Source organism: Streptomyces sp. NPDC006687 (assembly GCF_040636215.1).
GTDB lineage: Bacteria > Actinomycetota > Actinomycetes > Streptomycetales > Streptomycetaceae > Streptomyces.
Map to the genome: position 1 here is coordinate 221344 of NZ_JBEYJJ010000010.1, position 12345 is coordinate 233688.

A 12345-nucleotide genomic window follows, 5' to 3' on the forward strand; every position below is an offset into this window, starting at 1 on the left:
TGAACGCGGGCAGTGCCCGTCACCGTGACAGTCATCGGCGTCCTCACCTCCTGTGGTTCCCCGGCGAGCCAACGCGGCCCTTCCGGAGGGGGGTTGTGCCCCCCGCTGGCGTACGCCGGAACCATAGCCCGGCCCCGGCGGGGCGCACCACCGGATTAATCTCCGGTTCCGCCCACCAGGTGGTGCCGGTAGGCGTAGCGGACGGCCTGGGCGCGGTCGCGGACCCCGGTCTTGGCGAAGAGGTTGTTGATGTGCGTCTTGACGGTGGACTCGCCGATGGTGAGGCGCCGGGCGATCTCGGAGTTCGAGTGCCCCCCGGCGATCAGGGCGAGCACCTCGCCCTCGCGGGCCGTCAGGCCGTCGGGCAGGGCGGCCGACGGGTGCCGTGCGGGCGGTGGTCCCGAGACGGCCGCGGCGACGAGGCGTTCCTGGGCGGCCCGGCCCAGGCTCGTGGCCCCTTCGCGTACGGCCGCCAGGGCGCGGGCGATCTCCTGCGCGTCGGCGTCCTTGGTGAGGTAGCCGCGGGCGCCGGCCTTGAGGGCGTCCAGGACGGAGGCGTCGTCGCTGTAGGTGGTGAGGACGACGACCCCGGTGCCGGGGTGGCCGGCGGTGATCTGCCGGGTGGCTTCCACGCCGTCCATGCGGGGCATCCGCAGGTCCATCAGGACCACGTCGGGGGCGTGTTCGGCGACGAGCCGGACGGCCTCGGCTCCGTCGGCGGCGGAGGCGACCACCTCGGTGCCGGGCAGCAGGCCGAGCAGCAGGACGAGCCCTTCGCGTACGACGGTCTGGTCGTCGGCGACGACCACGCGGATCGGGGGGCCGGTCTCGGTCATGGTGCGAGGGGTCCTTCCACGAGGGGTCCTTCCAGGCGGACGCGGAAGCCGGGGCCGTGGGGTCCGGCGTCGAGGGTGGCACCGAGGAGTCCGGCCCGTTCGGCCATCCCGGCCAGCCCGTATCCGCCGCCGGTGGTGGCGTGCGGGGCGGGTCCGGTACCGCCGGAGTCGGTGACGCACAGCGCGTAGCGGCCGCCGGCGCAGGAGAGGGTGATCTCCACATCGGCCCCGGCGGCGTGTTTGCGCGCGTTGGTCAGGGCCTCCTGCGCGGTACGGACGACGGCGAGGGCCGCCTCGGGCGGCAGCGGGCAGGGCCCGTCGCCCAGGCTGAGGGAGCAGGCGGCACCGGTCGTACGGCGGTACTCCTCGGCGAGGGCGGCGAGGGCCTCCCGGGGTGCGGGGGCGTCACCGCGGAGCACGGCGACGGCGCGGCGGGTCTCCTCCAGCCCGCCCTTGGCGAGAGTCCGGGCCCGCTCGACGAGGACCCCGGCCTCCTCGTAGCGGCCGGCCTCCAGGGTGAGGCGGGCGCTCTCCAGGTGGATGAGCTGGGCGGAGAGGGAGTGCGCGAGGATGTCGTGGACCTCGCGGGCCACATGGGCCCGGTCGGCCAGCAGGGCCCGCTGGCGCTCGGACTCGGCGGCGGCGCGGCGGCTCCGCCCGGCCCGGACGTAGGCGAACATCCCGCAGAGGCCGACGACGTTCCACAGCTCGACGGGGTCGCGCTGCCGCGCCAGGGTGACGACGGCGGCGGCGGCCGCCCCGGCGCCGAGCAGGACGCAGGCGGGGACGGCCGTCAGGCGGGCGGCGGCGAACCCGCAGACGGCGAAGACGAGGACCACCCAGGGGGTGGCGGGCGCCAGCAGCCCGGTGGTGCAGGCGGTGGCGAGGGCGGCGCCCAGGAGCCAGGCCCCGGTGCGGGGCCGGCCGCCGATGAGGCCGACGCCGAGGAGGGTCAGGGCCAGGCCGGCCAGCGCGCAGGTGAGGGCGGGGGCGCCGGGCGGGGGCGTGAGCAGCCCGTTCAGGAACCAGACGACCAGCGCCACCTGGACGGCGATCCTGACGTGGGTGTCCGTCAGTGCGGGCAGGGTGCGGGAGATCGGCATCCCTGCCCACTGTAGCCAGGCCCGCTGCCGGGGCACGGAGCGCATCGCGGCGGCCGTTTCAGACCGCGGCGGGGACCCGGCGGGAGCGGACGGCCAGGGCCAGCCCCTGGGCCAGGATCCAGCTCGCGAGGGTCACCAGCAGGGCCCCGCCCCGCAGCGGGACGCCTCCGAGGGAACCGAGGGCGGCGAGGCCCGCCCGCAGGGCGAGGGAGAGCCCTAACAGGGCGAGGACCGTGGGGTTGCCCTTGGCCCAGAGGGTGCCGTCGGGTGCGCGCCACAGGGTCATGGCCCGTCCCATCAGGAGGCCGGTGCCGAAGGACGCGGCGGTCTCGGTGGCCAGCAGGACCACGCTGAGCAGGGGGTGGGCGGCGGCGACCAGACCGCCCTCGGCCACGCCGGCGGCGGCGAGGGCCACGGGCAGCACCCACAGGCGGTCCATGTCCTTGACGGGCCGCCCGCCGAACCTGCGTACGAGGACGAAGGCGACGGCCAGCGCGATGACGAGAACACGTGCGATATCCATGCCCTTCACGCTAGGAACGGCACGCTCCGCCGTGATCGGCGCCCGGATGGATCCCGGGTGGATCCCGGGTGGAGACCCCGTCTCCACCCGTGGGTGGAGCGCCGGCCCGCCGGTCAGTGTTTGCGCAGGCGGGAGGTGTAGTCGTCCGGCGGCAGGAAGTTCGACCAGCGCTCGGGGAACTCGGAGGGCATCGGGCCGTCCTCGTCGTCCTCGGACTCCCCCTCGGCCATGGCCCGCCAGGCGGCGGCCCGGGCGATGAGCTGGGCGGCCTCGGCCTCGCGGGCCCGTTCGTTGGCCTCGCGGGCCGCGGCGGTGGCCACCGAGGGCCAGACCCGGTCGATCGCGGCGTTGACGGCGGCGCCGACGAGCACCGCGAAGGCGGAGATGCCGATCCACAGCAGGACGGCGACGGGTGCGGCCAGCGAGCCGTAGATGGTCGGGCCCTCCACCGTGTTGGTGAGGTAGATCCGCAGCAGGAACGAGCCGAGCACCCACATCGCGAGGGCCACCAGGGCCCCGGGGACGTCCTCGATCCACGGCGAGCGGACGGGCACGGAGACGTGGTAGAGCGTGGTCAGGAAGGCGATGGACAGCAGGGTGACCACCGGCCAGTAAAGGACGGCGATCACCTCCGTGCTCCAGGGCACCAGCCGTACGACGGCGTCCGGGCCGACCACCATCAGCGGCAGCACGACCGCGCCGATCACCAGGGCGACGACGTAGAGGAGGAAGGCCAGCAGCCGGGTCTTGACGATGCCGCGCTGCCCGTCGAGCCCGTACATGACGGTGATGGTGTCGATGAAGACGTTGACGGCGCGGGAGCCGGACCACAGGGCGAAGGCGAAGCCGAGGGAGATCAGGTCGGGGCGGCCCTCCCGGGTGACGTCGTCGAGCATCGGGCGGGCGATGTCGTTGACGCCCCGGTCGGACAGGACGGTGCCGACCGCGCGCAGGATGTTCTCCTCGATGCTGGCCACGGACTGGGTGTTGGTCCAGCCGTCCACATAGCCGAGGAGGCCGAGCAGGCCCAGGAAGAGCGGCGGCAGGGACAGGAGGGTGAAGAACGCCGCCTCGGCGGCGAGGCCCAGGATCCGGTACTCGATGCAGGAGTTGACCGTGTCCTTGAGGAGCAGCCAGCCCATCTTGCGCTTGGACACGTTGCGGTAGAGGACGCGGGCCCGGTGGAGCCTTCCCGGCCGTACCGGGGCCGGGGTCCCCTGGGGTGTTTCGTCTGCTGGCTGCACGTCCTTACGGTAGCCGCACGGCAGCCACACCCACACCGTCGGCGACCGGGCGCCGCCACTCGTCGGCCACGGGGTCCACCGGGACGGCCGGGCCCTCACCGAGGGGGTGGAGCGGCGCCTCGCGGGCGCGGCTCCCTGGGTCGTGGCACGGGCGCGGATCGCGGGCTGAGCGCGGTCCCCTGACCGCTGCGGTGCGCGCGGTGCGCGGGTGGTCCCCAAACCATCCGGGACCGCGGGCCGTGGCGGTCCCCAAACCACCGCGGCCTCGTACCGTTCAGCGCCGGGATCCGAGCCCGTCCCGGAGGGGCCGGGGGTGGCGCCGCGCCGACTCGGCACCACCCCTGGACCCAAGAGCCCCGAGGAAGGAGCTGTTCGCCGCTCGGCGGCGTGCCGATAGTTTCGGTCGGGCGACCGGGGGTTGGCGAGAGTTGCATACCGTTGCAACCCTTCGGTCGGCGTCCTGTTCAGCACGGGGAGGTTCCGGTGGCCCACACCGCAGGCAGCACGGTCGACGTGGCGCGTCTGACGGCCATGGACGCGCGGGAGGCCGCGCGTCTGCTCAAGGTGGTACGGGCGGCCGCGCTGGCCGGGGACCGCCTGCCGGCCGCCCCGCGTCCGGAGATCGCCGAGTCCTGGCGGCGGATGCTGGCCGGCGGGGTCCATCCCGACCGGGACGCGCGGTCGCGGATGCTGTCCGCCGCCGAGACCGAGGAGCGGCGGCAGGTCTCCCCGCTGCGGGAGGTGCTGCCCGTGCTGCGGGAGGGGCTGCTGCCCGCCCTGGACGAGTCCCTGCACATCATGGTCGTCGCCGACGCCGACGGGCGGCTGCTGTGGCGGGAGGGGCACAGCAGCATCCTGCGCAAGGCGGACCGGCTGGGTTTCGCGGTGGGGGCCGACTGGGACGAGTCCGTGGTCGGTACGAACGGGGTGGGCACCTCCCTGGTGACCCGGCGGCCGGTGCAGGTGTTCTCGGCGGAGCACTTCGTCTCCAGCCACCACGACTGGACCTGCGCCGGGGCGCCGGTGCACGACCCCCGGGACGGCCAGCTGCTGGGGGTGGTCGACGTCAGCGGGCCGCTGGCCACCATGCACCCGGCGACCCTGACCTGGGTCAGCTCGGTGGCGCGGCTGGCCGAGCGGGAGCTGCGGGTGCGCCACCTGGAGTCCCTGGAGCGGCTGCGGGCGGTGGCGGCCCCGCTGCTGGCCCGGCTGCCCGGGCGGGCGGTGGCCGTCGACCCGCACGGCTGGACGGCCGCGGTGACGGGGCTGGCCCCGGCGGACCGGGTGCCGCTGCCGAAGGCGCTGGGCCCCGGGCGGCTGTGGATCCCGCAGCTGGGCGACTGCGTCGCGGAGCCGCTGCCCGGCGGCTGGCTGCTGCGGCTGGCCGAGCGGACGGCGGCCGCGGAGGTGAGCCGGGTGGTGCTGGACCTGAGCCGGCCCCGGTCCTGGTCGGCGACGGTGTACGGGGCCGCGGGCAGCTGGTCCCAGGAGCTCAGCCCGCGCCACGCGGAGCTGCTGTTCCTGCTGGCGGAGACCCCGCGCGGGCGGACGGCGGCGGAGCTGGCGGAGGCCCTGTTCGGCGACCCCACCCGGACGGTGACGGTGCGCGCCGAGCTCTCCCGGGTCCGCCGCCACCTCGCCGGGGTGCTGAGCCACCGGCCGTACCGGTTCGCGGAGGACGTGGAGGTGGAGCTGATCCGCCCGCGCGATCCGGCCGGGCTGCTCCCGCACTCCACGGCCCCGGCGGTGGTCCGCGCCCGCCTGGGCGGCGGCCCGTGGGGGGCCCCGGGGCGGTAGCCGGGGGGTGTGGTTCCCTGAAGCGCATGAGCACCTTCACCCTGACCACCTGGTCCCTGGACATGACCTCCCCCGACGACCTGGTCCCGGCGGCCGTGCCCGGTCCGGAGATCACGATCAGCCGGGCCGAGGTGCCCTCCCCCGAGTTCAGCCGCTTCCTGTACGCCTCGGTGGGCCAGGACATCCACTGGACGGACCGGCTGTCGCTGACCCGTGCGCAGTGGGCGGAGCAGCTGGAGCGGCCGGGCGTGGAGACCTGGGTGGCGTACGACCGGGGCACCCCGGCGGGGTACGTGGAGTTCGATCCGCAGCCGGACGGTGTGGTGGAGATCGTCTACTTCGGGCTGCTGCCCGCCTTCCGGGGCCGGCGCATCGGCGGGCACCTGCTGTCGGTCGGCACGGCGCGCGCCTGGGACCTCGCGGAGCGCTGGCCCGACCGGGAGCCCACCCGCCGGGTGTGGCTGCACACCTGCAGCCAGGACGGTCCCACGGCGATGGACAACTACCAGCGCCGCGGCTTCAAGCTGTTCCGGACGGAGACGGAAGACAAGCAGGAGACCCCGACTCCTGGCCCCTGGCCCGGCGCGTAGGGCGTGACCCCCGTCACGCCATCTCACCATCCGGGACGAGTTCGTCCGCATCATGGACAGTAGTGGACTCCTCCAATCGGCCCGTGCCACGCTTCGGCCATGAATGGAGCTGGAATCGCCTTGGTGAGTCGACGTCACGTCGACCTCGGCCGCATGTCCAGCGCCATGTGTCCGGCGAGCTGACGGAACCAGCCACCGCCGCACGTCGCCGCCGTCCCCGCCGCCGCGGACGCTGCGACCACCTGCAAGCCCCCTGAAGGCCGAACACCGCCCTCGTCTGCCGGAAACCCCGGCACAAGGGCGGAAATCGGCCGCACCTGCTCGGAGATTCCAGCGTGACAGGGGCGCGCCGCCGCTCCCCAGCCCCGCCTCCAGCCGCCCAAGAAGGACGTATCCGCCATGGCCGCCACCCCCGAAACGCCCGCAGCCGCGCCCGCAGCCGCCGCGCGCCGCAAGACCGGCCGTCACCGCGGTGAGGGTCAGTGGGCCGTCGGACACCACACGCCCCTCAACGGCAACGAGCAGTTCAAGAAGGACGACGACGGTCTCAACGTGCGGACGCGCATTGAGACGATCTACTCCAGGACGGGCTTCGACTCCATCGACCCCAACGACCTGCGCGGCCGGATGCGCTGGTGGGGCCTCTACACCCAGCGCAAGCCCGGGATCGACGGCGGCAAGACCGCGATCCTGGAGCCGGAGGAGCTGGACGACAAGTACTTCATGCTGCGCGTGCGCATCGACGGCGGCCGGCTGACCACCGAGCAGCTCCGCGTCATCGGCGAGATCTCCGAGGAGTTCGCGCGGGGCACCGCGGACCTCACCGACCGCCAGAACGTGCAGTACCACTGGATCCGCATCGAGGACGTCCCGGAGATCTGGCGCCGCCTGGAGGCCGTCGGCCTGTCCACCACCGAGGCGTGCGGTGACACGCCCCGCGTCATCCTCGGCTCGCCGGTCGCCGGCATCGCCCAGGACGAGATCATCGACGGCACCCCCGCCATCGAGGAGATCCAGCGCCGGATCGTCGGCAACCCGGAGTTCTCCAACCTGCCCCGCAAGTTCAAGTCGGCGGTCTCCGGCTCGCCGCTGCTCGACGTGGCGCACGAGATCAACGACGTCGCCTTCGTCGGCGTGAACCACCCGGAGCACGGCCCCGGCTTCGACGTCTGGGTCGGCGGCGGCCTCTCCACCAACCCCAAGCTGGGCGTCCGCCTGGGCACCTGGGTCTCGCTCGACGAGGTCCCGGACGTCTACGAGGGCGTCATCTCGATCTTCCGCGACTACGGCTACCGGCGCCTGCGCACCCGCGCCCGCCTGAAGTTCCTCGTCGCCGACTGGGGCCCGGCCAAGTTCCGCCAGGTCCTGGAGGACGAGTACCTGGGGCGCGAGCTGACCGACGGGCCCGCGCCCGAGCAGCCCAGCGGCCAGTGGCGCGACCACGTCGGCGTCCACCAACAGCAGGACGGCCGGTTCTACGTCGGCTTCGCGCCCCGCGTCGGCCGCGTCGACGGCGCCACCCTGACCAAGATCGCGGACATCGCCGAGCAGCACGGCTCCGGGCGCCTGCGCACCACCGCCGAGCAGAAGATGATCGTCCTCGACATCGAGGCGGACAAGGTCGACTCCCTCGTCGGGGCGCTGGAGGCGCTGGACCTGCGGGTCAAGCCGTCCCCGTTCCGCCGCGGCACGATGGCCTGCACCGGCATCGAGTTCTGCAAGCTGGCCATCGTCGAGACGAAGGCGCGCGGCGCCTCGCTCATCGACGAACTGGAGCGCCGCCTGCCGGAGTTCGCCGAGCCGCTCACCATCAACATCAACGGCTGCCCGAACGCCTGCGCCCGTATCCAGGTGGCGGACATCGGTCTCAAGGGCCAGCTGGTCCTGGACGACGACGGCAACCAGGTCGAGGGCTACCAGGTCCACCTGGGCGGCGCCCTGGGCCTGGAGGCCGGCTTCGGCCGCAAGGTCCGCGGCCTGAAGGTCACCGCGGCCGGGCTGCCCGACTACGTCGAGCGGGTCGTCCGGCGCTTCGAGGAGCAGCGCGAGGACGGCGAGCGCTTCGCCGCCTGGGTCGGCCGCGCCAAGGACGAGGACCTCTCGTGAGCGAGCGCGCCGCACCGTTCTACTGCCCGTACTGCGGCGACGAGGACCTGTTTCCGCATGAGACGGGCCACGGCGCCTGGGAATGCAGGGCCTGCAACCGAGCCTTCCAGCTGAAGTACCTCGGGCTGCTGGCCCGGGGTGTTCGGACCGAATCCGCTGGAGGGGACGAGATATGACCACGGTTCAAGACACGCGTCTCACAGAACTGAAGGAACTCGCCGAGCGGGCGGGCCGGGAGCTGGAGGACGCCTCCGCCCTGGAGATCCTCACCTGGGCCGCGGAGACCTTCGGCCCGAAGTTCTGCGTCACCTCCTCCATGGAGGACGCGGTCGTCGCCCATCTCGCCTCCCGGGCGATGCCCGGCGTGGACGTGGTCTTCCTCGACACCGGCTACCACTTCGAGGAGACCATCGGCACCCGCGACGCGGTCGAGGCCGTGATGGACGTCAACGTCATCACCCTCACCCCGCGCCGGACGGTCGCCGAACAGGACGCCGAGTACGGCCCTAAGCTGCACGACCGCGACCCCGACCTGTGCTGCGCGCTGCGCAAGGTCAAGCCGCTCGAAGAGGGCCTGACCGCCTACGACGCGTGGGCGACGGGCCTGCGCCGTGACGAGTCCCCCACCCGCGCCACCACCCCGGTGGTCGGCTGGGACGAGAAGCGGCAGAAGGTCAAGATCTCGCCGATCGCCCGCTGGACGCAGGACGACGTGGACGCGTACGTCGCCGAGCACGGCGTGCTGACCAACCCGCTGCTGACGGACGGCTACGCCTCCGTCGGCTGCGCCCCCTGCACCCGCCGGGTCGCCGAGGGCGAGGACGTACGCGCCGGCCGCTGGGCCGGACGCGGCAAGACCGAGTGCGGACTGCACGGCTGATGACCACCACACCTACGGACACCACGGAACCTACGGAGAAGCGGATGAGCGTGACCGGCCAGGGAGCCACCGTGTGGCTGACCGGTCTGCCCAGCGCGGGCAAGACCACCATCGCCTACGCGCTGGCCGAGCGGCTGCGCGGCGAGGGCCACCGGGTGGAGGTCCTCGACGGCGACGAGATCCGCGAGTTCCTCTCCGCCGGGCTCGGCTTCAGCCGCGAGGACCGGCACACCAACGTGCAGCGGATCGGCTTCGTCGCCGAACTCCTGGCGAGCAACGGGGTCAAGGCCCTCGTCCCGGTCATCGCGCCCTTCGCCGACAGCCGCGAGGCCGTCGCCAAGCGCCACGCCGCGGCCGGCACGAGCTACCTCGAAGTGCACGTCGCGACCCCGGTCGAGGTGTGCTCCGAGCGGGACGTGAAGGGCCTGTACGCCAAGCAGGCGGCGGGCGAGATCTCCGGCCTGACCGGCGTCGACGACCCGTACGAGGCGCCCGAGGCCCCCGACCTGCGGATCGAGTCGCACACGCAGACCGTCCAGGAGTCGGCCTCCGCCCTGCACGCACTGCTCACCGAGAGGGGTCTGGCATGACCACCGCCGCGCACCCGCACACCGACTCCGGCTCCGACGCGCCCTACGCGCTGTCGCACCTCGACGCCCTGGAATCCGAGGCGGTGCACATCTTCCGCGAGGTGGCGGGCGAGTTCGAGAAGCCGGTGATCCTGTTCTCCGGCGGCAAGGACTCCATCGTCATGCTGCACCTGGCGCTGAAGGCGTTCGCCCCCGCGCCCGTACCCTTCGCGCTGCTCCACGTGGACACCGGCCACAACTTCCCCGAGGTCCTCGCCTACCGCGACCGGGCCGTGGCGAAGCACGGGCTGCGCCTGCACGTGGCCTCCGTCCAGGAGTACATCGACGCCGGCAAGCTGCGCGAGCGCCCCGACGGGGTCCGCAACCCGCTCCAGACCGTCCCGCTGACCGAGGCGATCCAGCAGCTGAAGTTCGACGCCGTCTTCGGCGGCGGGCGCCGCGACGAGGAGAAGGCCCGCGCCAAGGAGCGCGTGTTCTCCCTGCGCGACGAGTTCTCCCAGTGGGACCCGCGCCGCCAGCGCCCCGAGCTGTGGCAGCTCTACAACGGCCGCCACGCCCCCGGCGAGCACGTGCGCGTCTTCCCGCTCTCCAACTGGACGGAGCTGGACGTCTGGCAGTACATCGCCCGCGAGGACATCGAGCTTCCGGAGATCTACTTCGCGCACGAGCGGGAGGTCTTCCAGCGCAGCGGCATGTGGCTGACGGCCGGCGAGTGGGGCGGCCCCAAGGACACCGAGCCGGTGGAGAAGCGTCTCGTGCGCTACCGCACCGTCGGCGACATGTCCTGCACCGGCGCCGTCGACTCCGACGCCACCACGCTCGACGCCGTCATCGCCGAGATCGCCGTCTCCCGGCTCACCGAGCGGGGGGCGACCCGCGCCGACGACAAGCTGTCCGAGGCCGCGATGGAAGACCGCAAGCGCGAAGGGTACTTCTAGCCATGACCACCACCACCGAGCAGCTCAGCGCCACCACGCTGCTGCGCTTCGCCACCGCGGGTTCCGTCGACGACGGCAAGTCCACCCTGGTGGGCCGTCTGCTGCACGACTCGAAGTCGGTCCTGGAGGACCAGCTGGAAGCCGTGGAGCGGGTCTCGGCCGACCGCGGCCAGGACGCCCCGGACCTGGCGCTGCTGACCGACGGCCTGCGGGCCGAGCGGGAGCAGGGCATCACCATCGACGTGGCCTACCGCTACTTCGCCACCGCCCGCCGCCGGTTCATCCTCGCCGACACCCCCGGGCACGTGCAGTACACCCGCAACATGGTCACCGGTGCCTCCACCGCCGACCTGGCCGTGGTCCTGGTCGACGCCCGGAACGGGGTCATCGAGCAGACCCGCCGTCACGCGGCCGTCGCCGCGCTGCTGCGCGTCCCGCACGTCGTCCTCGCGGTCAACAAGATGGACCTCGTCGGCTACCAGGAGAGCGTCTTCGCGGCGATCGCCGAGGAGTTCACCGCCTACGCCTCCGAGCTGGGCGTCCCGGAGATCACCGCCATCCCGATCTCGGCCCTCGCCGGGGACAACGTGGTCGAGCCCTCGTCCCACATGGACTGGTACGGCGGCCCGACGGTGCTGGAGCACCTGGAGACCGTCCCGGTCAGCCACGACCTCACCGCCTGCCCGGCCCGTTTCCCGGTGCAGTACGTGATCCGTCCCCAGACCGCCGAGCACCCCGACTACCGCGGCTACGCCGGCCAGATCGCCTCCGGCGTGCTGCGCGTCGGCGAGGCCGTCACCGTCCTGCCGTCGGGCCGTACCTCGGTCATCGAGGGCATCGACGCGCTCGGCGGCCCCGTGGACATCGCCTGGTCCCCGCAGTCGGTGACGCTGCGCCTGAAGGACGACATCGACATCTCGCGCGGCGACCTGATCGCGCCGGCCGCGAGCGCCCCGGCCACCACGCAGGACGTCGTCGCGACGGTCTGCCACGTGGCCGACCAGCCCCTCTCCGTGGGGGCGCGGGTGCTGCTGAAGCACACCACGCGCACGGTGAAGGCGATCGTCAAGGAGATCCCCTCCCGCCTGACGCTGGACGACCTGTCCCAGCACCCGGACCCCGGGCAGCTGGTGGCCAACGACATCGGCCGCGTCGTCGTCCGTACCGCCGAGCCGCTCGCGCTCGACGCGTACGCCGACTCCCGGCGCACCGGTTCCTTCCTGCTGATCGACCCGGCGGACGGCACCACCCTGGCGGCGGGCATGGCGGGCGAGGCGTTCGCCTCCCGGGACGAAGCGGCACCGGCGGCGGACGAAGAAGGCTGGGACTTCTAGGCCATGGCGACCGAGATCTACACCAGCTTCGCGAAGGAGGGCGGCCGCGTCGGCAGCGGCGCCCTCGGCAGCGGCCAGGGAGGAGTGGCGCGATGTGCGCGATGACCGAACTGCCGTCGGCATCCCGCCTTCGCGCCCTCACCCCCCACGAGCCGTACCCGCCCCCGCTCCCCCGACGAAGATCCGCGCCGTAACCGACAGACGGCGCGCCGAGAGGAAGTCCTCCCGTGCCTGCCACCCGTAAGACCCCGCTCCGCCGCGGCGTCGTCGCCGCCACCGCCCTGCCGCTGCTGATCGGCGCCCTCGCCTCCTGCGGTTACGGCTCCGAGGGGCAGAAGGACGAGCCGAAGGCGGCGAACGCCGCCGCCGACGCGGGCAAGAAGCTCTCCGCGTCCGAGGTCCGC

The 12345-nt window shown here is 73.2% G+C and carries 13 protein-coding genes; 9 read left to right on the forward strand and 4 right to left on the reverse strand.

Going from position 1 to position 12345, the window contains the following annotated elements; translation table 11 throughout:
• Window positions 1-155: 155 nt before the first annotated feature.
• From ABZ716_RS15815 to ABZ716_RS15830, 4 genes are all read right to left on the reverse strand, one after another.
• Window positions 156-836 carry a response regulator transcription factor gene (locus ABZ716_RS15815; RefSeq protein ID WP_358813157.1) on the reverse strand — a complete coding sequence of 227 codons (681 nt, stop codon included), beginning with the start codon at window positions 834-836 and terminating at the stop codon, window positions 156-158.
• Window positions 833-1939 carry a histidine kinase gene (locus ABZ716_RS15820; protein WP_358959433.1) on the reverse strand — a complete coding sequence of 369 codons (1107 nt, stop codon included), beginning with the start codon at window positions 1937-1939 and terminating at the stop codon, window positions 833-835. The genes ABZ716_RS15815 and ABZ716_RS15820 overlap by 4 nt, the downstream gene beginning before the upstream one ends.
• Before the next feature lie 58 nt (window positions 1940-1997).
• Entirely contained in the window at window positions 1998-2462 is a 465-nt protein-coding gene (locus ABZ716_RS15825) for a hypothetical protein (protein WP_358959435.1), read from the reverse strand.
• A 113-nt stretch (window positions 2463-2575) separates the two neighbouring features.
• Window positions 2576-3706 carry a YihY/virulence factor BrkB family protein gene (locus ABZ716_RS15830; protein WP_358813154.1) on the reverse strand — a complete coding sequence of 377 codons (1131 nt, stop codon included), beginning with the start codon at window positions 3704-3706 and terminating at the stop codon, window positions 2576-2578.
• A 531-nt stretch (window positions 3707-4237) separates the two neighbouring features.
• Between ABZ716_RS15830 and ABZ716_RS15835 the strand changes: the two genes are divergently transcribed.
• The 9 genes from ABZ716_RS15835 to ABZ716_RS15875 all read left to right on the forward strand — a co-directional run bounded on the left by ABZ716_RS15835 (window position 4238) and on the right by ABZ716_RS15875 (window position 11941).
• Window positions 4238-5503, forward strand: coding sequence for a GAF domain-containing protein (locus tag ABZ716_RS15835; RefSeq protein WP_358959455.1), 1266 nt, complete (start codon window positions 4238-4240; stop codon window positions 5501-5503).
• 26 nt (window positions 5504-5529) lie between these two features.
• Complete coding sequence (locus ABZ716_RS15840) at window positions 5530-6093, forward strand: GNAT family N-acetyltransferase (protein ID WP_358813153.1); 564 nt, start codon at window positions 5530-5532, stop codon at window positions 6091-6093.
• A 99-nt stretch (window positions 6094-6192) separates the two neighbouring features.
• Window positions 6193-6276: a putative leader peptide gene (locus ABZ716_RS15845; RefSeq protein ID WP_344166751.1), complete on the forward strand. Its 84-nt coding sequence runs from the start codon at window positions 6193-6195 to the stop codon at window positions 6274-6276.
• Window positions 6277-6492: 216 nt separating this feature from the next.
• Window positions 6493-8199: a nitrite/sulfite reductase gene (locus tag ABZ716_RS15850; protein WP_358959437.1), complete on the forward strand. Its 1707-nt coding sequence runs from the start codon at window positions 6493-6495 to the stop codon at window positions 8197-8199.
• Window positions 8196-8375: a hypothetical protein gene (locus ABZ716_RS15855; protein WP_355969574.1), complete on the forward strand. Its 180-nt coding sequence runs from the start codon at window positions 8196-8198 to the stop codon at window positions 8373-8375. Before ABZ716_RS15850 ends, ABZ716_RS15855 begins: the two co-directional genes overlap by 4 nt.
• Window positions 8372-9079 (forward strand): phosphoadenylyl-sulfate reductase, encoded by a 708-nt coding sequence (locus ABZ716_RS15860; protein ID WP_358959440.1) that lies wholly within the window; start codon window positions 8372-8374, stop codon window positions 9077-9079. The genes ABZ716_RS15855 and ABZ716_RS15860 overlap by 4 nt, the downstream gene beginning before the upstream one ends.
• A 44-nt stretch (window positions 9080-9123) precedes the next feature.
• A complete protein-coding gene (gene cysC / locus ABZ716_RS15865) occupies window positions 9124-9669 on the forward strand; it encodes an adenylyl-sulfate kinase (protein ID WP_351880201.1) in 546 nt (181 codons plus the stop codon).
• Window positions 9666-10607, forward strand: coding sequence for a sulfate adenylyltransferase subunit CysD (gene cysD / locus ABZ716_RS15870; RefSeq protein WP_358813149.1), 942 nt, complete (start codon window positions 9666-9668; stop codon window positions 10605-10607). The genes cysC and cysD overlap by 4 nt, the downstream gene beginning before the upstream one ends.
• A 2-nt stretch (window positions 10608-10609) precedes the next feature.
• A complete protein-coding gene (locus ABZ716_RS15875; RefSeq protein WP_358813148.1) occupies window positions 10610-11941 on the forward strand; it encodes a GTP-binding protein in 1332 nt (443 codons plus the stop codon).
• Window positions 11942-12345: the final 404 nt, after the last annotated feature.

Excerpts from the sequence above, each read along its gene's own strand:
- ABZ716_RS15815 (WP_358813157.1), bottom strand. The coding sequence starts at position 836 with ATGACCGAGACCGGCCCCCCGATCCGCGTGGTCGTCGCCGACGACCAG.
- ABZ716_RS15820 (WP_358959433.1), bottom strand. The coding sequence starts at position 1,939 with ATGCCGATCTCCCGCACCCTGCCCGCACTGACGGACACCCACGTCAGG.
- ABZ716_RS15825 (WP_358959435.1), bottom strand. The coding sequence starts at position 2,462 with ATGGATATCGCACGTGTTCTCGTCATCGCGCTGGCCGTCGCCTTCGTC.
- ABZ716_RS15835 (WP_358959455.1), top strand. The coding sequence starts at position 4,238 with ATGGACGCGCGGGAGGCCGCGCGTCTGCTCAAGGTGGTACGGGCGGCC.
- ABZ716_RS15840 (WP_358813153.1), top strand. The coding sequence starts at position 5,530 with ATGAGCACCTTCACCCTGACCACCTGGTCCCTGGACATGACCTCCCCC.
- ABZ716_RS15845 (WP_344166751.1), top strand. The coding sequence starts at position 6,193 with ATGAATGGAGCTGGAATCGCCTTGGTGAGTCGACGTCACGTCGACCTC.
- ABZ716_RS15850 (WP_358959437.1), top strand. The coding sequence starts at position 6,493 with ATGGCCGCCACCCCCGAAACGCCCGCAGCCGCGCCCGCAGCCGCCGCG.
- ABZ716_RS15860 (WP_358959440.1), top strand. The coding sequence starts at position 8,372 with ATGACCACGGTTCAAGACACGCGTCTCACAGAACTGAAGGAACTCGCC.
- cysC (WP_351880201.1), top strand. The coding sequence starts at position 9,124 with ATGAGCGTGACCGGCCAGGGAGCCACCGTGTGGCTGACCGGTCTGCCC.
- cysD (WP_358813149.1), top strand. The coding sequence starts at position 9,666 with ATGACCACCGCCGCGCACCCGCACACCGACTCCGGCTCCGACGCGCCC.
- ABZ716_RS15875 (WP_358813148.1), top strand. The coding sequence starts at position 10,610 with ATGACCACCACCACCGAGCAGCTCAGCGCCACCACGCTGCTGCGCTTC.